Source organism: Paraburkholderia kirstenboschensis, assembly GCF_904848585.1.
Lineage (GTDB): Bacteria > Pseudomonadota > Gammaproteobacteria > Burkholderiales > Burkholderiaceae > Paraburkholderia > Paraburkholderia kirstenboschensis.
Genome location: NZ_CAJHCR010000001.1, coordinates 331812 through 354192 on the forward strand (window position 1 = coordinate 331812; position 22381 = coordinate 354192).

The following is a 22381-nucleotide window of genomic DNA, read 5'->3' on the forward strand; positions in this document are numbered from 1 at the left end:
CTAATATGGGTTGAACGGCACCGTGGCAATCGCGACACGGATACAGATGGATACGTCTTTTTTGGCTGATTTAAACGAGAATCTTCAGTATGATTCCGGCCACTGCGGGAGCCGGAGCCGAACCACCAGGCCAATTTTCAGAGGCGCCTAAATAACCTGGCCGATGTGCCGTTAATTTCGGTGAACCTACAAAAAGACTGGATCGACCCGCGGCTGGAGTTTGCCGGCCCGCGCGGCGCGCATACGCTATGACGGCTGCGTGTTCCGTCAGGCGCTTTAACCTCTCCCTGCTTCTACGCGCGAACACCGATATGCCCGATCCGCACTGGACCATTCCGGTCGCTCGCTGGTCTAGCTGGCCTGCTGCCGCATCTGCCGCACCCGACATCGGCTTTATCGAGCCGATCGTGCGGCGGCGTCTCAGCACTCTGTCCAGAGTCGCGCTGAAGGTTGCGCACGATTGTGTCGGCGCCGGCGAGGCCCGCGTCGTGTTCGCCTCGCGGCATGGGGAATTGCGCCGCACCACCGACATCCTCCGCGCGATCAGCTCCGGCGAGCCCGTCTCGCCGACCGCGTTCAGCCTCTCGGTGCTCAACGCAATGACAGGCGTGTTCGGCATTGCGCGCGGCGACCGCTCGGCGGCGAGCGCGATCTCCGCCGGTCCTGAAACCCTCGGCTACGCGCTCCTCGAGGCCTACGCGCAATACGCGACGCAGCCCGCGTCGCCGGTATTGCTCGTCTACGCAGACGAACCCGCAGATCCCGCATACGGCACCATCGAAGACGAAGTGCAGGGCGGTGCAATCGCGATTCTGCTGAGCAGCGAAGGCGCGTTGGGCGATCTGGTGTGCGCGCGATCCGCGGCTGTCGGCCCGGACACGGCGCAGGCAGTCGGCCAGCGCGACGCCAGCCCGACGGCTGCAACGGCTGCAAGCACTGGAGCCGCTGCACCTGCTGCGAAAAGCGTAGCGCCGGAACACAGCGCAGCAACAGATGCAAGCGGCGCGGCGCAACCGCGCGACGCCGCCGGACCCGAAACGCGCTTCGCCACGCAGAGCCAGGCGCTGCTGCACTGTCTCGAGACCGGCAATCCGGCAGCCTGGCAAGGCGCCGGCGCCCTATGGCATTGGGGATGGCATGACCGCGCGGCTTGACTACACCTGGCGACTTTTCGCCACCGGCATGGCTTTCGTGGTGTTCGGCATCTGCGGCGTGCTGTTTTCGGTGCTCGTGTTTCCGCTCGCGTGGCTGTGGCCGCATCGCGCGTCGCGACAGTTTGCGGTGACGGGCGTGATCCACTGGTTCTTCCGTGCGCTTGTCGCCGTATTGCAGCGGATCGGCGTGATGGAGCTCGAAGTGTCGGGCGTGGACGCGTTGCGCGCCCGCAAGCCGTCAATTGTGGTGGCGAATCACCCCACGTACCTCGACGTGATGGTGCTGCTCTCGCTCACGCCGCATGCGTGCTGCGTCGTGAAAAATGCGCACTGGAGCAACCCGTGTTTCTGGGGCATCGTGCGCTCGGCGGAATACGTCAGCAATGCCGATCCCGCGGAGCTGGTCGAAGCCGGCGCGAGGCAGCTAGCCGCAGGCTATACGATGATCATTTTTCCGGAAGGCACGCGCAGCCCCGCGCCGAACCGGTTGCATGCGTTTTCGCGCGGTTTCGCGCACATGGCGTTAAAGGTCGGCGCGCCGATCGTGCCTGTGCTGATGGATTGCGATCCGCCCGCGTTCACGAAGCAGATGCGCTGGTACCACGTACCCGCGCGAGCGTTCCGCATGCGCGTGAACGTGCTCGAACCATTGGGCGTCGACCAGCTCACGGCAGACGACACTACACCGGCTCTCGCTGCGCGCAGCGTGACGAGCGCCGTCGAAGCACACATTACTCAGCACCTGTTCGATTATGGATTCTTTAAAACTCGAAATTAAGCAGCTCCTCATCGAGGCGCTCGATCTGGAAGACCTGAGTCCCGCCGATATCGACGACGACGCGCCGTTGTTCGATACCGACGGCATCGGTCTCGATTCGATCGACGCACTCGAAATCGGCATCGTGCTGCGCAAACAATACCAATTGACCATTGCGGCAAACGACGAACGCACGCGTGAACACTTCCGCTCGATCAGCACGCTGGCCGCGCTGGTCGAGAGCCAGCGCGAAGCGGCGCACGCTGCGAACGAAACCAACAGAAAAGGGGAATAAATCGTGTCCGAGGCAGAGATTCTTGAGCGCATCCGCGCCATTTTCAAAGAGAACTTCGCAATCGAGCCCGAGCGCGTGACGCCCGACGCGCATCTGTTCGAAGAGCTCGATCTGGATAGCATCGACGCCGTCGATCTCGCGATCAAGCTGCAGGAAATGACCGGCCGCCGGATCAAGCCGGAAGAGTTCAAGTCGGTGCGCACGGTCGGCGACGTGATCGGTGCTGTCGAATCCCTGCTCGCGGCCCAAGGCTGATGCCGGCAGCGCGCTCGGGAACGCCGGAGACCGCGACTGGAGCGTCCGCTTCCGGCGCGCCGTCCACCGGCGAGCGTCATTGGGTCAAGGCAGTCGTGCAAGTGCTGGTGAAGCTCGCCTATCCGGCGTTGATTCTCTGCGCATGGCGTTGGGATACGCCGCGTTATGTCGGCTGCATGCTGTTCGCGATCCTGTGGTTGCAGCGCTGGGCGGGCGGCGGTCCGGTCGCGACTTCGCTTCGCCGCCTTTCCGCAATCGACTGGACTGTGGTCGGTTTGCTGAGCTGCGCGTCGGCGGCCATCGTGTTGACCAACAGCGAGCTGCTGTTGCGCCTGTACCCATCGCTCGTCAATCTCGGTCTGCTGATCGCGTTCGGCGCGACGCTCGTGCGCGGGCCCTCGATGATCGAAAAATTCGCGCGCCTCGGCAATCCTGATCTGCCGCCGGGCGCAGTGCGCCACACGCGGCGCGTTACTCAGGTGTGGTGTGTATTTTTTCTGCTGAACGGTGCTTTCTCCGCTTATACCGCGCTCTACTGGAGCCGCGCGAGCTGGTCGCTTTATAACGGCGCGATTGCTTATGTGCTGATCGGTGTTCTGCTGATCGCCGAGGTCATATGGCGCTACCTCGTGGTACTGCCGCGCGCCGCGCGTTCGGAGGCGGCATGATCGCGTTGCACGACCTGTTGTCGACTCCGTTGAATACAGCCGCGGCCGCCACGCCGGTATGCCGCGATCGCGGTTTGCTGCTCGATCGCGCCGCATTTTGCGCACGCGTTGCGACGCTGCTAGCGGCCGTGCAATCGCAAGCGGCGCAGCGCTACGCATTGTGTATCGACGACCCCTTCGATTTCGCCTGCGCTTTATTCGCGCTGTTCGCATGCGGCAAGGAGCCGGTGATACCCGCGAACGCGACCCCCGGCTATCTCGCCGATCTCGCCGACGCCTACGATGTCGTGCTCACCGACGCCGCGCTGCCGCCGCACGCGCAAGCCGATGCCGCCGCTCACGCGCCGGGCGCACACATCGACCCGCAAGCACCGCTCACGCTATATACGTCGGGCAGCAGCGGCCGGCCCAAGCCGATCCGCAAAACGCTCGCGCAGTTCAACGCCGAAGTGCATACGCTCGAAAAGCAGTGGGGCACGCTGGTCGGCGACGCGACGATGCTCGCGAGCGTGCCGCATCACCACATCTACGGTCTGCTGTTTCGCGTGATGTGGCCGCTGGCCGCCGGCCGCGCATTCGACCGTGAGATCAGCATCGAACCGCTGCATCTGCAAACGCAACTCGCGCAGTGCGGCGCGGCCGTGATCGTGTCGACGCCCGCGCAGTTATCGCGCTGGCCCGCGCTGCCTGGATTCACCGACTTGACGCCCGCACCGCGCGCCTTTTTCTCGTCAGGCGGTCCGCTCGCGCTCGAAGCCGCGCACGAATACGCGGCGGCCTATGGTGCCGCGCCGCTCGAAATCTATGGCAGCACTGAAACAGGCGGCATTGCGTGGCGCCGCCAGGATCAGACGGATGCATGGCAACCGGTGACCGGCATCGAAGTGCGTTGCGACGAAGACGGTGCGCTCAACGTGCGCTCGCCGCATCTGGACCATAGCAGCTGGCATCGCACCGACGACAAAATCGCGTTCGACGCGCAAGGCCGCTTCCGTTTGCAAGGCCGCCTCGATCGGGTGATGAAGCTCGATGGCAAGCGCGTGTCGCTGCCGGAACTCGAAGCGCGACTCGCGCTGCATCCGTATGTCACGCAAGCGGCAATCGTGCCGCTCGAGGGCGGCGTGCGTGAGCGCGTCGGCGCTGTCGTCGCATTGACCGAAGCAGGTAATAAAGCATTGCGCGACGAAGGCCGCGTGCTGCTCGCGAAAACCTTGCGCCGACATCTCGCCGATTATTTCGACGTCGTCGTGTTGCCGCGTCACTGGCGCTTTCGTCTTGCGTTGCCGTTCGACGCGCGCGGCAAGCTGCCGGTGTCGGCGGTCGCGGCGGCGTTCGAGCCGCGTGCCGAAGGCGTCGAAGTGCTGGCCGAAGCGCGCGGTGCCGACATTGGAGAGACGCTGCACTACGAGTTGCGCGTGCCCGCTACGCTCACGCATTTCGCCGGCCACTTTCCCGGCTTGCCGATTCTGCCGGGCGTGGTCCAGATCGATTGGGCGATGCGGCTTGCCGCCGAGCAACTGCCGTGCGTGCGCGGCTTTACGTCGATCGATCGATTGAAGTTCATGGCGCCGGTTGGGCCGGGCGCGGTGCTCAAACTCACGCTCGCGCACGACCCCGCGCGTCAGCGAGTGCAGTTCGCGTACCGGGTGAACGAGCGCGAATGCGCGTCGGGCGTGATCGTTTATCGGGCGGGCGCATGATGAGCTTCGCTCCCTGCATCGTGATCCCGATCTACAACCACAAGGACGCGATTGGCGCGACCGTCGCGCATCTCGCGGTGCACGGCTTGCCGATTTTCGTCGTCGACGACGGCAGCGACGAGGCAACCCAGCAGGTGCTCGCACAACTCGCTCGCGAGTACGAGGCACAGCTCACCTTACTGCGTCTGCCCGTCAACGGCGGCAAAGGCGCGGCGGTGATGGCGGGGTTGCGCGCCGCGCGCGACGCCCACTACACGCACGCGTTGCAGATCGACGCGGACGGCCAGCACGACCCCACCGACGTGCCGCGCTTCATCGAAGCGGCGCGCACCGAACCGGGCGCTGTGATTCTCGGCCGCCCCGTCTACGACGAGAGCGTGCCGAAAGCGCGTCTCTACGGCCGTTATCTCACACATGTGTGGGTGTGGATCGAAACGCTGTCGCTGACCATTCGCGATTCCATGTGCGGCTTCCGCCTGTATCCGCTTGCGCTGGCTTGCGATCTGATCGACAGCGTGCCGCTGCCCACGCGGATGGACTTCGACATCGAGATTCTGGTGCGCCTCTATTGGCGACGCGCCGCGTTCCGCTCGATCCCCACGCGCGTCACCTACGCGAGCGACGGCGTTTCACATTTCGACGTGCTGTGGGACAACGTGCGTATCAGCCGCAGTCATACGCGGCTCGTGTGCGGCATGCTGGTGCGTCTGCCGATGCTGCTCGCGCACAAGTTCATGCCACGGCGTGCCACGCTCGCCGGTACACAAAGAGCACAGAGCGCACAGAGCGCACAGAGCGCACAGAGCGCACAGAGCGGCGGCCCTCACGCGCAGGACTGGTGGCGTATTGCTGAACGCGGCAGTCATCTGGGCATGTCATTGCTTGCGCTCAGTTGCAAGCTGTTCGGCCGCCGCTTCACCGGGCTGTGGCTGCATCCGATCGTCGCTTATTTTCTGTTGACGGGACGTGCCGCGCGCGAGGCGTCGGCGAATTACTTCAGGCGTCTGCGGGAGGCCGAACCGCGCGGCGATACGCCTCGTCCGGGCTGGCTCTCCGCGTATCGTCACATGCTGGCATTCGCGCAATCGGGCTTCGACAAGCTCGCCGCGTGGTCCGGGCGCGTCAACAATGCGGACGTCCGGTTCGAAGATCCTTCGGCGTTCGAAGCATTGGTCGCGAGCGGCAAGGGCGCGCTGGTTATCGGCGCGCATCTCGGCAATCTGGAGATGACGCGCGCGCTCGCCGCACAGGGCGCGTATGCGAAAGTCACGGCAGTCGTCTATACCGAACATGCGCGGCGCTTCAACAGCGTGCTGGCCTCCGCGAATAGCGAGTTCACGCGGCACTTGCTGGAAGTCGCGGACTTCGGACCCGAAACCGCGATGATGATGCAGGAGCGCGTCGACGCGGGCGAGTTGCTGGTGATCGTCGGCGACCGTGTGCCTGCGCACGAAGCAGGCCGCACCACCGAGGCGCGTTTTCTCGGCGCGACTGCGCCGTTCGCACAAGGCCCATATGTGCTCGCGCATGCACTCGGCTGTCCGGTCTATCTGTTCTTCTGTCTGAAAGAACACGACGGTTATCGTCTTTATTTCGAGCCGTTCGCCGAGCGCATCGAATTGCCGCGCCGCGAACGCACGCAGCATCTCGCGGCCTGGGCGCAACGTTATGCAGTGCGTCTCGAACACTACTGTCGCAAGGCACCTTATCAATGGTTCAACTTCTTCGATTTCTGGGCTCGCCCCAAGCGAGGCGCGAATGGCCGAACATGACCTGATCGACGCGCCGGATGCCGGCGCGCATGCGGCTTCCAATGGCGATAGCGACGCGGCGCACGTCGTGATCGGCGGGCGCAAGCTGAGCATCGAAGAAGTCGTAGCGATCGCTCAGCATCGCGCGCCGGTTGCGTTGAACGCGGACCCTGCATGGCGCGCCCGTATTCAACGCGGCGCGGATTTTCTGCGCCGCCATCTTGCTGCGGGCGAGACGGTCTACGGCGTCAACACCGGTTACGGCGACGCCTGCGTGGTCGACGTGCCGATGGAACTCGTCGAAGCTTTGCCGCTGCAACTCACGCGTTATCACGGCTGCGGCATGGGCCAATATCTCGACGACGCACAGACGCTCGCCGTCATCGCCGCGCGTCTGAACTCGCTCGCCTATGGTTTTTCGGGCGTGCGCCCGGTATTGCTCGAGCGCCTCGCGGACCTCGTCAATCATCGCGTGTTGCCGCGCATTCCCGCCGAGGGTTCGGTCGGTGCGAGCGGCGATCTGACGCCGCTCTCGTATGTCGCCGCGGCACTCGCGGGCGAACGGGAAGTCATGTTCGAAGGACGTCTGCGTGACGTGCGCGACGTATGGAGCGAACTCGGACAAACCCCGCTTACGCTCGCGCCGAAAGAAGGCCTCGCGCTAATGAACGGCACAGCGGTGATGACCGGCCTTGCATGTCTCGCGTTCGCTCGCGCCGATCATCTGACGCGGCTCACCGCGCGCCTGACCGCGCTTTGCACCGTCGCGCTCGACGGCCGCGCCGCGCATTTCGACGCAACGCTCTTCGAAGTGAAGCCGCACGCCGGCCAGGCGCAAGCCGCCGCATGGATTCGCGAGGATCTGGAAGGCCGCGACGATACGCCCGGCCACCGTTTGCAGGACCGTTACTCGATCCGCTGTGCGCCACATGTAATCGGCGTCGCGCGTGATGCGCTGAGCTGGGTGCGACGCGACATCGAAAACGAATTGAACAGCGCGAACGACAACCCGCTGATCGACCCCGACAACGAGCGTGTACTGCACGGGGGCAATTTCTACGGCGGTCATATCGCATTCGCGATGGATTCGCTGAAGGTCGCCGTCGCCAATCTCGCCGATCTGATGGACCGGCAACTGGCGCTCCTCGTCGACGTGAATTTCAACAATGGCTTGCCGCGCAACCTGACCGGCGCAGCGCCCGCGCGCGCCGCGATCAATCACGGCTTCAAGGCCGTGCAGATTTCGTCGTCCGCGTGGACGGCCGAAGCGCTCAAGAACACGATGCCTGCAAGCGTATTCTCGCGCTCGACCGAGGCGCACAATCAGGACAAGGTCAGCATGGGCACCATCGCCTCGCGCGACTGTTTGCGCGTGCTGGAGTTGACCGAGCAGGTTGCCGCCGCGCATACGCTTGCGACGGTTCAGGCCGCGCGTCTGCGCTTGCGAATCGACAGCGCGACGCCGGTTCCCGCAGCGTTGCAAACGTTCATGGAAAGCGTCGGCGCGCAATCGCCTTTCGTCGACGAAGATCGCGCGCTCGAACACGACTTGCGCGCGCTGACTGCGCGCATCGCCGCATGCGGGTTGTTGCAAGACTATCGCGGAGGACCGCAAGCATGAGCACGACGGAAAGCGCGACCCGCAAGGTACTGAGCGCGAGTGCAATAGTCGAGGTGCCGTTCCACGACGTGGATGCAATGAACGTGTGCTGGCACGGCCACTATCTGAAGTACTTCGAGATCGGCCGTGCGGCGCTGTTGCGCGCATTCGATTACGACTACCGCGAGATGCAGGCGTCCGGTTATCTGTGGCCGATCGTAGAAGCGCATCTCAAGTACGTTCGCCCGGCTACGTACGGTCAGAAGCTCGACGTGCGCACCCAACTGCTCGAACACGAAAACCGCCTGAAAATAGGCTACGAAATTATCGACTGCGCATCGGGCACGAGGCTCACCAAGGGTTATACGATCCAGGTGGCCGTCGATGCGGCCACGCAAGAGTTGCAGTTCGTGTCGCCGCCGGTGGTCTTCGAGAAACTGGAGCAGGTATGGCGATAGCGAATTCCGGCGCGCGGCTGTTGAACGGGCTGCGTGCATGTGCGTTTTCGTTTGCGGTGGCGAGTGCGTTGAGCGCGCCGGCATGGCCGGTGTGTGCCGCGTCCACAGACGGCAATCCCGCGCTGGTCTCGCAGATCGCATCGCATCTCGCAGAGGCCAAAGGCGTTCGCGCGCAATTCACACAAACGCAGACGCTGGCCGCAATGAAGCAGCCGCTCGTCAGTACCGGTTCCTTGCTGTTTCTGCGCGAGCGAGGCGTGATCTGGCATATCGACACGCCGTACAAAGCCACTTATGTCATTACCGATGCAGGCGTCGCCGAAATCAACGCCAACGGTCAGCGCGTCACGGCGCACAGTGCGCAAGGCACGCGCGGCGTCGCACAAGTTTCGAAGATGATGCGCGCGATGCTCGGCGGCGATCTGTCCGCGCTGTATTCGCAATTCGACGTGCAGGCCGAGGGCAGCGCCGCGCACTGGCGCATGCAGCTCACGCCGAACCAGCCGCAGCTCGCGCAGTCGATCAAAGGTTTGCAGATGAGCGGCGGCGATTTCCTGCAGAGCTTGCGTATCTCGCTCGCCAGCGGCGATACGACGCAACTCGAGTTCAGCAAGAGCGAGGCGGTGAGCGAACCGGCCCCGGCCGAACGCAGTCTGCTCGGGGCGCCCTGATGGATGTGCTGCATCACGGGTCCGCGAAAAACGCGTGGGGCATACGCGCCGCGTGGCTGGTGCTCGCGCTCGTCGCGGCGCTGTACTGCGGCTGGCGTTTTGCCGGGCCCTCGCCGTTGCAGACGAACCTGCTCGCGCTGCTGCCGGCGACTGAAGCAGATCCGGTCGCCGAGAAAGCAGTTGATACGCTCGCGAGCGCTCTTGGCGACCGCACGGTTTTTCTCGTAACCAGTCACGACGATGCCCATGCGAAAGCGGCGGCGAAGCAACTCGGCGCGTCGCTGCAAAAAAGTGGGGCGTTTGCTTCGGTGACGGCGGAGTTGCCGCCATTCGATCTGTCGCAGATCGCGTCGCTGTATCTGCCGTATCGTTTCGGCTTGCTGACGCCTGCTGATCGCGCGGCGATCGCGGGCAGTAAGTCACCGGACACCGCGTTGCACGACGCGCTCGCCCAACGCATCTATAGCCCGTTGCGCGGCGGACTCACCACGTCGCTCGCCGACGATCCATTCGGCTGGCTCGAACATTGGCTCGGCAATCTGCCGCTTGCGACATCGAATCTCGAACTGGAAGACGGATTGCTGGTGTCGCATCAAGACGGGCATCGAGCCAATGCGACGAGCGTATTGATCGTGGCGACGCTGCCAGGCTCCGCATACGAAACCAGGACACAGCACGCGGTACTCGCGGCGCTGTCGCAAGGCGAAAGCGCGTTGAAGCATGCATTCCCCGATGTGTCGGTCGCACGAACCGGCGCCGTGTTCTACGCCGAGTCGGCGCGCAGCGCATCGGAACGCGAAGTGCATCTGATCGGCGTCGCGTCGCTCGTCGGCATTGCGTTGCTGATGATGTGGGTGTTCCGTTCGCCGCGTCTGCTCCTGCTCGGCTTCGTCTCGACCGCGCTCGGCATTGTCTGCGCGCTTGCGGTGACGCTGCTCGTATTCGGCAAGCTGCATCTGCTGACGCTCGTGTTCGGCGCGAGCCTGATCGGCGAAGCGGTCGACTATTCGATCCAGTATTTCGTCGTCTATCTCGGCGCCGGGCGCGATTGGGACGCACGACGGGGCGCACGTGCAGTGCGTCCCGCGTTGAGCGTGGCGCTTGCCACGAGCCTGCTTGGTTACGCGATTCTCACTTGGGTGCCGTTTCCCGCGCTCAAGCAGATCGCGTGCTTTGCGATGGCGGGCATCGTGACGGCGTTCGCCTCGGTGATGTGGCTGTTGCCCGCGTTGCTGCCGCACGCGCCGAAGCGCAGCCCCCGGCGGCTTTTCGAGCGCTCGGCGCGTTTGTTGAGCGCATGGCATCGCTTGATCGGCGGCAAGCGTGCGTGGATCGTCGCGGCGCTGTTGCTGATCGTCGCGATTCCCGGCTGGTTGCGTCTCACGAGCGACGACGATGTTCATCTGCTGATCCAGCGCGATCCGTCGCTCGTCGCGCAAGAGGACAAGGTGCGCGACGCGGTGGGCGTCGATAACAGCGCGCAGTTTTTCGTGGTGCGCGGCGAGACGCCTGAAGCCGTGTTGCAGCGTGCCGAAGCGCTGGGCGCAAAACTCGACGCACTTAACGGCGCGCCGAACGGGGTGGGCGGTTATCAATCAGTCGCGCAGTTCGTGCCGTCCGCGCAGCAGCAGAACAGCGACCGCGCGTTGCTCGCACAGAATGTGTTCCGCGACACGGCGGCGTTGCGCAGCACGCTGCTGCAAGCCGGCTTCAAGGACGAAGTCGCCGACGCGTGGATTGCAGCGGAAACGAAAGCGCAAGCGAAACCGCCCGCGCTTCTGACCGTCGACCAGTGGCTTGCCGCGCCGTGGTCGCAGCCATATCGGCATCTGTGGCTCGGCCAGGTCGATGCGGCGACGAAAGCCTATGCCGCCGTCGTGATTCCGCAAGGCGTGACACCGCGCAACGAGACCGCCTTGATCGCGGCCGCGCGCGCGGTGCCAGGCGTGGCTTTCGTTGACAAGGCCGCGAGCGTGTCGAAGCTGTTCGGCGCGTATCGCGTGGACAGCGGCTGGTGGCTCGGCGGCGCGCTGACACTGGTGCTGATTCTGCTGATCGTGCGCTACGCCCGACAGGAAGTTCACGCGGCGCACGCCGCAAAAGAAGCTCGGCTCGGACACCGCGTGCGCGGCGGCATCGCCGTAACGTTGCCCGTGCTGCTTGCAGTAGGCGTCACGCTGGCGGTATTCGGCTACGCACGTGTGCCGCTCAATCTGTTCAACTGGCTGGCGCTCATGCTCGTGCTCGGCGTCGGCGCAAACTACGCCGTATTTCTGCGTGAAGGGTGCCTGCGCGCGGACGCGGATCTCGGCGCGGTATGGACGGGCGTGTTGCTTTCGGCCGCCACCACGCTGTTGTCGTTCGGCATGCTCGGCATGAGCGCAATGCCCGCGCTGAAGAGTTTCGGCGCGACGCTCGCGCTCGGCATTGCGGTCTCGGTGCTGCTCGCGCCGATCGGCATGCCATCGGAATCCAGGAGAGTCGCATGAAAGCGCCACCAGTTTATTTGCACGCACTCGGCATGATCAACGCGCTCGGCGGCGACCTCGAAAGCATCGTGCCGGCACTCGCCGCGAACCACGCGCGAGGCATGGCGGCCGTGCATACCGGCATCGGCGACGCGTTTGTCGGCAGCGTATTGGCGCCGCTCGATCTCGCTCCTCCGGCCGATCTCGCGCGCTACGACTGCCGCAATAACCGCTTGCTGCTGGCCGCCCTCGCGCAGATCGCGCCTGCTGTCGACGCGGCGCGCGAGCGCTATGGCGCGCATCGGATCGGCGTGGTGCTCGGCACCAGCACATCCGGTATCGAAGCGGCTGAAGCGGCGTTCGTCTATCAGGCGCAAGCGGGCGACTTGCCGCCGAACTTCAACTACCGGCAGATGGAAATCGGCACGGCCGCGCCGTTCGCGGCGGCGGCACTCGGCCTGAAGGGTCCCGCGTTCACGATCTCGACGGCCTGCACGTCGAGCGCGAAAGCGTTCGCGTCGGCCCGGCGTCTGCTGCAATTGCAACTGTGCGATGCGGTGGTGGTGGGCGGTGTCGATTCATTGTGCGAATTGACGGTGCAAGGCTTTGCGTCGCTCGAATCGACCAGCGGCGCGCGCACCAATCCGATGAGCCGCAACCGTTGCGGCATCAATGTGGGCGAAGGCGCTGCGGTGTTTCTGATGAGCCGCGACGAAGCGGCGGTGCGCCTGGCGGGTGTCGGCGAATCGAGTGACGCGCATCATATTTCAGCGCCCGATCCGCAAGGCGTGGGTGGAGAAATGGCGCTGCGCGAAGCAATCGCGGATGCGGACATCGTGCCGTCGTCTATCGGTTATGTGAATCTGCACGCCACGGCCACGCGCAAGAACGACGAGATGGAAGCGAACCTGATGTCGCGCGTGTTCCCTGACGGCGTCGCGACGAGCGGCACGAAACCGCTGACCGGCCATCAACTGGGTGCGGCGGGCGCAACCGAACTCGGCTTCGCCTGGCTCACGCTCGCACGCGACGACGTTGCTCTGCCACGCCATATGTGGGACGGCGAAGCGGACCCCGCGCTGCCCGCGCTCGATCTCGTCGAAAGCGAACAGTTTTTGCCGCGCGGTGACGGCACTCAATACGTGATGAGCAACTCGTTTGCGTTCGGCGGCAGCAACGTCAGTCTGATTCTTGCACGGTGAGGCGCGATGAACTCGACACGAAGCATTGACGAACTGCTGCAGCAACCTATCGAAGCGATCATCCCGCATCGCGGCACCATGCTGCTGATCGACGCCGTCACCGCGTTCGACGAAGAGACACTGAGTGCGCGCGCAAGCGTGCATGCCGATGCATGGTATGCGGACGCGCAAGGCGGGATGCCTGCGTGGATCGGCATCGAATTGATGGCGCAGTCGATCGCCGCGCACGTCGCGTTGCTCGCCATGCGTGGCGGCGGCCGCGCGCGGCCCGGCGTGCTGCTCGGTTCGCGCAGCTACAAGGCGCTGCAACCGTCGTTCGCGCGCGGCGCGCAATTGCTGATTCGCGCAACGGAATTGCTGCGCAGCGACGAAGGCCACGGCGCATACGAATGCACGATTCATCATGACGACGTGTGTTGCGCGGAGGCGGTGATCAAGGTATTCCAGCCGTCCGATTTTCAGTCATTCATTGAAGGGAGTTTCAGTTCATGAGCCGGCGTGTTCTCGTTACCGGCGCAAGCCGCGGCATTGGCCGCGCGATTGCGTACCAGTTGGCCGCCGACGGCTTCGCAGTATCCGTGCACTGCCGCACGGGGCGCGCTGAAGCCGAGGCAGTGGCGACGGGCATCGCCGCACAGGGCGGCACTGCGCGCGTGCTGCAATTCGACGTGCGCGAGCGCGCGGTGTGCCGCGATGTGCTTGAAACCGATGTCGCGGCGAACGGTCCGTACTACGGCATCGTGTGCAGCGCCGGCGTGACGCGGGACGCCGCGTTCCCCGCGCTCACCGAAGAAGACTGGGACGTCGTGATCGAAACCGGTCTCGACTCGTTCTATAACGTCGTTCATCCGCTGACCATGCCGATGGTGCGTGCCCGCAACGGCGGGCGCATCGTCACTATCGCGTCCGTATCCGGCGTGATGGGCAACCGCGGCCAGGTCAACTACAGCGCGGCAAAGGCGGGCCTGATCGGCGCGACCAAAGCGCTCGCGGTGGAACTCGCGACGCGCAACATCACCGTCAACTGCGTGGCGCCCGGCCTTATCGAAACCGGCATGCTCGACGAGATGCCGCTCGAACACGCATTGAGGACGGTGCCGATGAACCGCGTCGGCCAGCCTGCCGAGGTCGCGTCCGTGGTCAGCTTCCTGATGTCGGATGCGGCCTCGTACGTGACTCGTCAGGTGATCGGCGTCAACGGCGGGATGGTCTGATGAAGCGAGTCGTCATTACCGGCATGGGCGGCGTCACGGCGCTCGGCGATAGCTGGGACGCAATCGAAGCGCGTCTGAAAAGCGGCGTGAACGCGGTGCGGCGCATGCCCGAGTGGGACTACTTCGAATCGTTGCATACGCGGCTCGCATGTCCGTTGCCGCAGTTCGTCACGCCCGCGCACTATCCGCGCAAGAAGACGCGTTCGATGGGCCTCGTGTCGATGTATTCGGTGCGGGCAAGCGAACTCGCGCTCGCGGATGCGGGCCTTGCCGACGACGCGAGCATCAAGGACGGCCGCATGGGCGTCGCGTACGGCTCGTCGTCCGGTTCGGTGCAGCCGATCCGCGCGTTCGGCACGATGCTCGAAACCGGCTCGATGAGCGACGTCACGTCGAACAGTTACGTGCAGATGATGCCGCACACGACGGCCGTCAACGTCAGCCTCTTCTGGGATCTGAAAGGGCGGATCATTCCCACCTCGTGCGCATGCGCGTCGGGCAGCCAGGCCATCGGCTACGCGTATGAAGCGATTCAGACCGGCAAGCAGACGCTGATGCTGGCGGGCGGCGCGGAAGAATTGTCGGGTCCGGCGGTCGCCGTATTCGATACGTTGTACGCAACCAGCACGCGCAACGACGAGCCTCATCTGACGCCGCGTCCCTTCGATGCCGCGCGCGACGGCCTCGTGGTCGGCGAAGGCGCGGCCACGCTCGTGCTCGAGGAGTACGAGCATGCGGTGGCGCGCGGTGCGCGGATTCACGCGGAGATTGTGGGCTTCGGCTGCAACTCGGACGGCGCGCATATGACGCAGCCCACTGCCGAAACCATGGCGCTTGCGATGCAGCTTGCGCTGAAAGACGCAGCGCTTGCGCCTGAAGCGATCGAATATGTGAACGCGCATGGCACGTCGACGGATCGCGGCGATATCGCGGAGAGCCACGCGACCGCGCAGACATTCGGCGAGCGCATGCCGATCAGTTCGCTCAAGAGCTATGTGGGCCACACGCTGGGCGCGTGCGGCGCGCTCGAAGCCTGGTGGACCATCGAGATGATGAAGCGCAACTGGTACGCGCCCACGCTGAATCTGCGTGACGTGGACCCGGCCTGTGCGCCGCTCGATTACATCGTCGGCGCGGGACGCGAGATCGACGCGGAACTGGTGATGAGCAACAACTTCGCGTTCGGCGGGATCAACACGTCGCTTATTTTCAGGCGCGTTCGATGAGCGTGGCGTTGCAACGCGTGGTCGTCACCGGCATGGGCATCGTGTCGTGCCTCGGCAATTCGCTCGACGAAGTGTCGGCTGCATTGCGCGCGGGTAAGTCGCGCATCGAACGAATCGAAGCATGGCGCGAGCGCGGCTTTGCGTCGCAAGTCGCAGGCGTTGCGTCGGTCGCGAAGGAAGCGCCTTTCGAGCGCAAGCTTGAGCGCTTCATGGGCGATACCGCGCGCTTTGCTTGCCATGCCGCGCGCAAGGCCATCGACGATGCCGGGCTCGACGCCGCCATGCTGCGCTCGCCGCTTGCCGGCACCGTGATCGGCTCGGGCGTCGGCACGATGTCGAGCTACGACACGGCGATGAACATTGCGAACACGCGCGGCGTCGATAAAGTGCCGCCTTACACGGTGCCGCATGCAATGAGCAGCACTGCGTCCGCGAACGTCGCGCAGGTGTTCGGGCTCGAAGGCGTCAGCTATTCGCCGTCGTCGGCATGCACGACTTCCTCGCTCGCAATCGGTCAGGCGATGCAACTGATTCAGACCGGCCGCCAGCAGATCGTGCTCGCGGGCGGTAGCGAGTCGCTGCACGACAACATGACGCTGATGTTCGATTCGATGGGCGCGTTGTCGCGCCGCTCCAACGACACGCCCGAGCGCGCGTCGCGTCCTTACGATACGGCGCGTGACGGTTTCGTGATCGCGTCGGGCGGCGGCGTGCTCGTGCTTGAAGCGCTTGACCACGCATTGGCGCGGGGCGCGCGCATCTACGCGGAACTCACGGGGTTCGGCGACTGCACGGACGCAGGCATGGTCACTCCGCGCGCGGCAGGCATCGCACGCGCCATGCGCGGCGCGCTGGACGAAGCGGGCAAGCGTCCGGACTACATCAACACACATGCGCCTTCCACGCCGCTTGGCGACGTCGAAGAACTGCATGCGTTGAGGCAGGTGTTTGGCGCCGCATCGGAGCGAGGCGTGCCCGCGTTTTCGTCGACCAAGGGCATGACCGGGCATCCGCTTGGCGCATGCGGCGCACACGAGGCGATCTATACGTTGCTGATGATGCGCGACGGGTTTATCGCAGGCACCACGGGGATAGATTCAGTAGAGCCGGAAATCGACGGCATGCCGCTCGTGCGTGAGACGCGAGGCGCGCGCATCGGCACGGCGATGTCGGTGTCATTCGGCTTCGGCGGAAGTTGCGCGAGCTTGATGTTCGAGGCATGGCAGGGCGGCTGAAACGGCCGCGATTTTAAAAACGAGGGTGATAAAAATGAAAAGAACATTGGTGCTGGGCGCATTGACGATTGCAGCGGCGACACTGACGGGTTGTGCGACGCAGGTGAAGTCGCTGCCGCTCGCGGCCGCAGGCGGTGAATCGCGCGGCGGCGTGCCCGTGTATTTCGGCGAGCAGAGCCATCCGGCCGTGAAGCGCGGGCTGGGCGACGTCTCGTACTCGGTGCGCATCGCGCGCAAGGTCGCGGGTCCCGACGACGCATGCCGCGAGGCGCTCGCCGAAGCGATCGGCAAGCTTCGCGCCGCGGCGCGCGAGCGCAATGCGAATGCGGTGATCGATGTGACGACGCGCTTTCACAGCAGTGAGAGCAATTCGTCCAGCGAGTTCACTTGCGGCGTGAGCCCGAGCGCCGCCGCGATCGCGATCAGTGGCCGGCTCGCTGTGCTCGAGGCGAACTGAACTGTAGGGCAGTGGATGCGGGAATCGTAAAACTCACAACAACCACGAAGGAGTATCAATGAAACGTCATCTGATATTTGTCACACTCGCCGCTTCATTTTCGATGCTGAGCGCCGCACCGGCTTTTGCGCGGGACTCGGTGGGTACCTATCCGATCAACGAAGCGTTGCATAGCGAGCCGGGCAAGGTCGGCGACGACATCCCGCTGTATTTCGCGGGTCAGCGGCATCCGGCCGTCGCGAAAACGATCGGCGAGTTTGCGACGAACAAGAAGACCAACGCGTTCGGCAAGAGCGACGAGGCGGCATGCCAGCATGTGTTCCTGTCGGCGGTGATCGAGTTGCAGGATCGCGCGCGCAAGGAAGGCGGCAACGCGGTGATCAACATCAAGAGCAACTACAAGAACGAAGTGCGCGAAAGCGCGACCGAGTTCACCTGCGGCGCGGGTGCCGTGATTGCGGGCGTCGCGTTGAAGGGCGATGTGGTCACGCTGCGCAAGTAACGCAACCTGAGCCGACTCAGGCGGTCTTCACCGCCGCGACATTGACGAGCGTCTCACGGCGCTTGCCTGGTTGCGGACGGTAAAGGCCGAGCCGTTCGAGCAGACCGAAGTCTTTCGCGCGGCTCCACCAGAGATACGGCAGGGATACGTTGCGTTCGGTAAAGCTGAAGCCGCCGCGACGAATCATGTCGAGATAGCCGTCCGCGCTTTTTTGCACGTGCATTGGATGGCGAAACAGCAGCCGGATCACCCACGACCTGATGTACGCGTCGGTGGATTCGGCGAACAGCAGCACGCCGCCAGGCTTCAACACGCGGCGGAACTCGGCGAGCGCGCGGTCCTGCTCGACGAGATGATGGAAAGTCTGATGACAGAACACGATGTCTGCGCTCGCATCGGGCAGCGGCAGCGCCGCACAGTCGCCGTGCAGCAACTCGATGTCGGCGACCTTGTCGCGGCAGGCGTTGGCCGCATTGGCGGCGAGCGCAAGCGACGGTTCGTGATAGTCGATGCCGACGATGCGGCGCGGCTCGAACGCATCGGCAAGCAGGCGAAACGAAATGCCTTGTCCGCAGCCTACGTCGACGATGACGGGCGCTGCGGGCAACGGCGTATCGATCAGGCGCTTGAGGTCGTTGATCGCGACGCGCAACACATGGTGTTCCCATGTGTGAGTACGCAGGAACCAGATTCCAAATGCCGTTTCCGGCACGAAAGGCACGCTGGAGGGTTGAGACGGCGACACGCTGGACTCCCCGGTGAAATATTTATTGCTGTTAGAGATGCAATGTAACAGGACGTAAGGATGCAGCGTAATGCTGCATCGGGCAAGCAAACGATTGAGGCGAACTTGAGTACACATGACATGAAGCACACGGCGCAGCACACTGCCGTCGACGTCGCGATCATCGGCGCCGGTCCGGCCGGTGCAGTCGCGGCCGCGTTGCTGCGCAAAGCGGGCCGCTCGGTGCTCGTGTTGGAGCGCCAGCACTTTCCGCGTTTTTCGATTGGCGAAAGCCTGTTGCCGCAAAGCATGGCTTATCTGGAAGAAGCCGGCATGCTGCAAGCGGTGGTCGAGGCCGGGTTCCAGTACAAGAACGGTGCGCAGTTCGTGTATCGCGGCCAGTCGTCGTCGTTCGACTTCCGCGACAAGCACACGGCGGGATGGGGCACGACGTATCAGGTCGAACGCGCGGTGTTCGACGAGATTCTGATTCGCTGCGCAGCGGAGCAGGGCGCGGACGTGCGCTTCGGGCATACGGTGCAGGCCGTGCATACGGGCGAGGGCACGGGCGCTGCGCCGCGCGTCGAGGTGATCGACGAGGCTGGTCATGCGTATCAGGTCGAAGCGCGTTTCATATTCGATGCAAGCGGCTTTGGCCGGGTGCTGCCGCGCCTGCTGAACCTGGAGGCGCCCACGCGCATGCCCACGCGCGCCGCGCTCTTTTCGCATGTGTATGACGGCCTGCCGCCGGGCGTCCACGACCGCAACAAGATTTGCGTGGCAACGCATCCCGAGCGCCGCGACGTGTGGTTCTGGATGATTCCGCTTGCGGGCGGACGGTCGTCGGTGGGTTGCGTCGCCGAGTCGAGTTTCCTCGACGTACCCGCAACGGAGCGCGAGCCGAAATTGCGCGCGCTGATCCAGAAGGAGCCGACGTTTAACCGGCTGATCGGCGACGCGCCGTTCCTGTTGCCTGTGCGGCATATTGGCGGCTATTCGGCGAACGTCGAGCGTCTGCACGGACCGGGTTATGCGCTGCTCGGCAACGCCGGCGAGTTTCTCGACCCGGTGTTCTCGTCGGGCGTGACGATCGCACTACGCTCGGCGCATCTGGCGGTGCAGACCTTGAACCGTCAACTGGACGGCGAGCAGGTCGACTGGTCCGCGAATTACGACATCCCCTTGCGCAAGGGCATCGATACATTCCGCGCGTTTGTCGAGCGCTGGTACACGGGCGAATTGCAGGACATCATTTTCTATCCCGACCAGACACCGTCTATCCGCCGCATGATCAGCGCGGTGCTGGCGGGCTACGCGTGGGACGAATCGAACCCGTATGTCGCCGATCCTGTGCGCAGGCTCAATGCTTTGCATGAGGTCTGCACGCAGCGCTGAGTCCTCGCACGCGGGGCATGCACTGCATGCGGAAACTGAAACGGCGCTTCCTTGTCATGCAAGGAAGCGCCGTTTTCATTCAGAAGCAGCGACATACATCAGGCCACGTTCCAGCAGCGATCAGGCCGCGATCCGGGCGACGCGCGGCGCGTGCTGCCGCACGTCGTCGCGGCGATGCACGCGCTTGCCGGCCGCATACGTTTCATACACGGCGCGATCGTCGCCGAGCAGCGCGAAGGCGAACAGCAACTCTTCGAGCGATTCCGTGCGCGCGGTGCGGCGCGCGAGCAGCGGCGTTGCTCGTGGATCGAGCACGACGAAGTCCGCTTCCGATTTCGGCCTTAGCGTGCCCACCTTGTCTGCGAGATCGAGCGCTTCGGCCGCGCCCGCTGTCGCGAGATAGAACATGCGCGTAGCCGTCAGATGATGGCCCGTCAAACGCGCGACCTTGTGCGCTTCATTCATTGTTTGCAGCATCGAGAACGACGTGCCGCCGCCGACGTCGGTGGCGAGCGCAATCGGCATGCGGGCTTCATCGGCCTTGTCGAAGTCGAACAGACCGCTGCCGAGGAACAGGTTCGAGGTCGGACAATGCGACGCGACCGCGCCGGTTTCAGCCATGCGTCGCCGGTCTTGCGCGTCGAGATGAATGCAATGCCCATATACCGCCCGGCGGCGTAGCAGACCGTAGTGGTCGTAGATATCCAGATAGCTGCGGTGACCGGGGAAGAGACTGCTGACCCATTTCACTTCGTCGGTGTTTTCGGCGACGTGGCTCTGGATGAACACATCCGCATGCTTTCCCGCCAGCACGCCGCAAGCTTCCAGTTGCGCTTCGGTCGAGGTCGGCGCGAAACGCGGCGTGAGCGCGTAAATTTGACGGCCGCGATTGTGCCAGCGGCCGATCAGCTCCGCGCTGTCGTCATAACCGGATTGCGCGGTGTCGCGCAGGAACTCCGGACAGTTGCGGTCCATCAGCACCTTGCCTGCCACCATGCGCAGATTGCGCGCTTCGCTTTCGGCAAAGAGCGCGTCGGCCGACTCCTTGTGCACCGTGCAGTACACAAGCGCGGTGGTCGTGCCGCAAGACAGCAGTTCTTCGAGGAAGAAGCTTGCCGTATCGCGTGCATAAGCCTGATCGGTGAAACGGCGCTCGGTCGGAAACGTGTACGTGTCGAGCCACGGCAACAGGCCAGGCGCAGGCGACGCGATCATGTCCGTCTGCGGATAATGAATGTGCGTGTCGATGAAGCCCGGCACGATCAGCTTGTCGCGCATGTCCTGAACCGGCGTACCCGGCGCGAGTTGCGACGCGAGCGCCGCGTACGCGCCCGCCGCGACGACATGGCCGTCTTCGACGATCAGCAGGCCGTCCTCATTGAAGATCGCCGCATCGGGCGAGCGCGACGGATCGCCGTTGAATGTCAGCAATTGCGCGCGGAATGCCGATTGGGCCGGGTTAGCCGTTGTAGCCGGGTGAGTCATGAGAAAACCGTCTCCGAATGTGAAAAGCTGTGCAGCGTGGAAGGCGGTGTTGCGATGCCCGCGCTGCAATACGTCGGCCCTTTAATGCGGGCCGCTTTGATTCCAATGCGCGTCGAGCTTCGCGATCAATTCCGCGCGTTCTTGCGGCGTAACGAACGACGCTTCCAAACCGTTGCGGATGATCGTGTAGACCTCGGCATCGTCGAGCTTCAATGCGTCGATGGTCGCCGCATAGTTGGTGTTCACATAGCCGCCGAAATACGCCGGATCGTCGGAATTCACCGTGACGGCGACGCCGTGATCGAGCAGGTCCTTCAGCGTGTGTTTTGTCATGTCGTCGAATACGCAGAGCTTGAGGTTCGACAGCGGACACACCGTCAACGCCACGCGCGTGTCGGCAAGACGCGCGACGAGCGCCGGGTCTTCGATGCTTCGCACACCGTGATCGACGCGGTCCACCTTGAGCAGATCGAGCGCTTCATAGATATACGACGGCGGTCCTTCCTCGCCCGCATGCGCGACGAGCTTCAGGCCGAGCGCACGCGCTTTCGCGAAGACACGTTCGAACTTCGACGGCGGATGGCCGCGCTCCGACGAATCGAGCCCCACGCCGATCAGGCGATGCTTGTACTGCTCGAACAGGGGCCGCGCTTCTTCGAACGTTGCAAGCGCGTCCTCTTCCGACAGGTGACGCAGGAAACACAAAATCAGCTTGCTCGACATGCCGCGCTTTTCCGCGTCGGCGAGGGCGCGCTCGATGCCGGCCACCACCGTCGCGATGGGCACGCCGCGCTCGGTGTGCGTCTGCGGATCGAAGAAGATCTCGCTATGAATCACGTTGTCGGCGAGGCAGCGCTCGACATACGCCATCGTCATGTCGTAGAAATCCTGCTCGTGCAGCAGCACGCTCGCGCCAGCGTAATAGATGTCGAGAAACGATTGCAGATCGGTGAATGCATAGGCTTCGCGCAGTGCTTCGATCGAGTCGTAGGCGAGCTTCACGCCGTTGCGCTCGGCAAGCGCGAAAATCAGTTCAGGTTCGAGCGAGCCTTCGATGTGAATATGCAGCTCGGCCTTCGGTGCGAGCATGGCCTTTTCGATGAGGGACGTAGCGGTTGTTGTATTCATGGTCGGTCAGGAGTTCATTGGTGTCGTTGTGCGCCG

Annotated in this window: 22 protein-coding genes; 19 read left to right on the forward strand and 3 right to left on the reverse strand. The window is 64.0% G+C overall.

The window, feature by feature from the left end:
* Positions 1 to 311: 311 nt before the first annotated feature.
* Genes JMY24_RS01580 through JMY24_RS01665 form a run of 18 tightly spaced genes read left to right on the forward strand, consistent with a single transcriptional unit; the run spans position 312 to position 17613 of the window.
* Positions 312 to 1154, forward strand: coding sequence for a beta-ketoacyl synthase chain length factor (locus JMY24_RS01580; protein ID WP_201701324.1), 843 nt, complete (start codon positions 312 to 314; stop codon positions 1152 to 1154).
* Positions 1138 to 1932: a lysophospholipid acyltransferase family protein gene (locus JMY24_RS01585; RefSeq protein WP_201701325.1), complete on the forward strand. Its 795-nt coding sequence runs from the start codon at positions 1138 to 1140 to the stop codon at positions 1930 to 1932. Before JMY24_RS01580 ends, JMY24_RS01585 begins: the two co-directional genes overlap by 17 nt.
* Positions 1907 to 2206: a phosphopantetheine-binding protein gene (locus JMY24_RS01590; protein ID WP_020069033.1), complete on the forward strand. Its 300-nt coding sequence runs from the start codon at positions 1907 to 1909 to the stop codon at positions 2204 to 2206. The genes JMY24_RS01585 and JMY24_RS01590 overlap by 26 nt, the downstream gene beginning before the upstream one ends.
* A 3-nt stretch (positions 2207 to 2209) precedes the next feature.
* A complete protein-coding gene (locus JMY24_RS01595; protein WP_128588974.1) occupies positions 2210 to 2461 on the forward strand; it encodes an acyl carrier protein in 252 nt (83 codons plus the stop codon).
* Complete coding sequence (locus tag JMY24_RS01600) at positions 2461 to 3129, forward strand: COG4648 family protein (protein WP_201701326.1); 669 nt, start codon at positions 2461 to 2463, stop codon at positions 3127 to 3129. The genes JMY24_RS01595 and JMY24_RS01600 overlap by 1 nt, the downstream gene beginning before the upstream one ends.
* Entirely contained in the window at positions 3126 to 4829 is a 1704-nt protein-coding gene (locus JMY24_RS01605) for an AMP-binding protein (RefSeq protein ID WP_128595668.1), read from the forward strand. The genes JMY24_RS01600 and JMY24_RS01605 overlap by 4 nt, the downstream gene beginning before the upstream one ends.
* Entirely contained in the window at positions 4829 to 6601 is a 1773-nt protein-coding gene (locus tag JMY24_RS01610) for a glycosyltransferase family 2 protein (protein ID WP_128595681.1), read from the forward strand. The genes JMY24_RS01605 and JMY24_RS01610 overlap by 1 nt, the downstream gene beginning before the upstream one ends.
* Positions 6588 to 8201, forward strand: coding sequence for an HAL/PAL/TAL family ammonia-lyase (locus tag JMY24_RS01615; RefSeq protein ID WP_128595667.1), 1614 nt, complete (start codon positions 6588 to 6590; stop codon positions 8199 to 8201). Before JMY24_RS01610 ends, JMY24_RS01615 begins: the two co-directional genes overlap by 14 nt.
* The gene (locus tag JMY24_RS01620) at positions 8198 to 8638 is read left to right on the forward strand and encodes an acyl-CoA thioesterase (RefSeq protein ID WP_128595666.1); all 441 of its coding nucleotides are present in this window, start codon (positions 8198 to 8200) and stop codon (positions 8636 to 8638) included. The genes JMY24_RS01615 and JMY24_RS01620 overlap by 4 nt, the downstream gene beginning before the upstream one ends.
* Positions 8629 to 9309, forward strand: a complete 681-nt coding sequence (locus JMY24_RS01625) for a LolA family protein (protein WP_128595665.1) — start codon at positions 8629 to 8631, stop codon at positions 9307 to 9309. Before JMY24_RS01620 ends, JMY24_RS01625 begins: the two co-directional genes overlap by 10 nt.
* Positions 9309 to 11798: an MMPL family transporter gene (locus JMY24_RS01630; RefSeq protein ID WP_201701327.1), complete on the forward strand. Its 2490-nt coding sequence runs from the start codon at positions 9309 to 9311 to the stop codon at positions 11796 to 11798. Before JMY24_RS01625 ends, JMY24_RS01630 begins: the two co-directional genes overlap by 1 nt.
* The gene (locus tag JMY24_RS01635; protein WP_128595664.1) at positions 11795 to 12979 is read left to right on the forward strand and encodes a beta-ketoacyl-[acyl-carrier-protein] synthase family protein; all 1185 of its coding nucleotides are present in this window, start codon (positions 11795 to 11797) and stop codon (positions 12977 to 12979) included. The genes JMY24_RS01630 and JMY24_RS01635 overlap by 4 nt, the downstream gene beginning before the upstream one ends.
* Before the next feature lie 6 nt (positions 12980 to 12985).
* The gene (locus tag JMY24_RS01640; RefSeq protein ID WP_128595663.1) at positions 12986 to 13471 is read left to right on the forward strand and encodes a hotdog family protein; all 486 of its coding nucleotides are present in this window, start codon (positions 12986 to 12988) and stop codon (positions 13469 to 13471) included.
* Positions 13468 to 14193: a 3-ketoacyl-ACP reductase FabG2 gene (locus JMY24_RS01645; RefSeq protein ID WP_128590740.1), complete on the forward strand. Its 726-nt coding sequence runs from the start codon at positions 13468 to 13470 to the stop codon at positions 14191 to 14193. The genes JMY24_RS01640 and JMY24_RS01645 overlap by 4 nt, the downstream gene beginning before the upstream one ends.
* Positions 14193 to 15419, forward strand: coding sequence for a beta-ketoacyl-ACP synthase (locus tag JMY24_RS01650; protein ID WP_128595662.1), 1227 nt, complete (start codon positions 14193 to 14195; stop codon positions 15417 to 15419). Before JMY24_RS01645 ends, JMY24_RS01650 begins: the two co-directional genes overlap by 1 nt.
* On the forward strand, positions 15416 to 16654 hold the full coding sequence (locus tag JMY24_RS01655; RefSeq protein WP_128595661.1) for a beta-ketoacyl-[acyl-carrier-protein] synthase family protein: 1239 nt from the start codon (positions 15416 to 15418) through the stop codon (positions 16652 to 16654). The genes JMY24_RS01650 and JMY24_RS01655 overlap by 4 nt, the downstream gene beginning before the upstream one ends.
* Before the next feature lie 34 nt (positions 16655 to 16688).
* Positions 16689 to 17111, forward strand: a complete 423-nt coding sequence (locus JMY24_RS01660; RefSeq protein WP_027804797.1) for a hypothetical protein — start codon at positions 16689 to 16691, stop codon at positions 17109 to 17111.
* Between the two features lie 58 nt (positions 17112 to 17169).
* Positions 17170 to 17613, forward strand: a complete 444-nt coding sequence (locus JMY24_RS01665; protein WP_128590735.1) for an excinuclease ABC subunit A — start codon at positions 17170 to 17172, stop codon at positions 17611 to 17613.
* 16 nt (positions 17614 to 17629) lie between these two features.
* Here JMY24_RS01665 and JMY24_RS01670 read toward each other — a convergent pair whose 3' ends face one another.
* Positions 17630 to 18358 carry a class I SAM-dependent methyltransferase gene (locus JMY24_RS01670; RefSeq protein ID WP_201701328.1) on the reverse strand — a complete coding sequence of 243 codons (729 nt, stop codon included), beginning with the start codon at positions 18356 to 18358 and terminating at the stop codon, positions 17630 to 17632.
* Between the two features lie 120 nt (positions 18359 to 18478).
* Between JMY24_RS01670 and JMY24_RS01675 the strand changes: the two genes are divergently transcribed.
* Positions 18479 to 19732, forward strand: a complete 1254-nt coding sequence (locus tag JMY24_RS01675; protein ID WP_128595680.1) for an NAD(P)/FAD-dependent oxidoreductase — start codon at positions 18479 to 18481, stop codon at positions 19730 to 19732.
* A gap of 120 nt (positions 19733 to 19852) precedes the next feature.
* Here the strand turns inward: JMY24_RS01675 and guaD are convergent, their stop codons facing one another.
* Both guaD and JMY24_RS01685 read right to left on the reverse strand, forming a co-directional pair.
* Complete coding sequence (guaD, locus tag JMY24_RS01680) at positions 19853 to 21217, reverse strand: guanine deaminase (RefSeq protein WP_128595660.1); 1365 nt, start codon at positions 21215 to 21217, stop codon at positions 19853 to 19855.
* A gap of 81 nt (positions 21218 to 21298) precedes the next feature.
* Positions 21299 to 22345, reverse strand: a complete 1047-nt coding sequence (locus JMY24_RS01685) for an adenosine deaminase (RefSeq protein WP_128586534.1) — start codon at positions 22343 to 22345, stop codon at positions 21299 to 21301.
* Between the last annotated feature and the right edge of the window lie 36 nt (positions 22346 to 22381).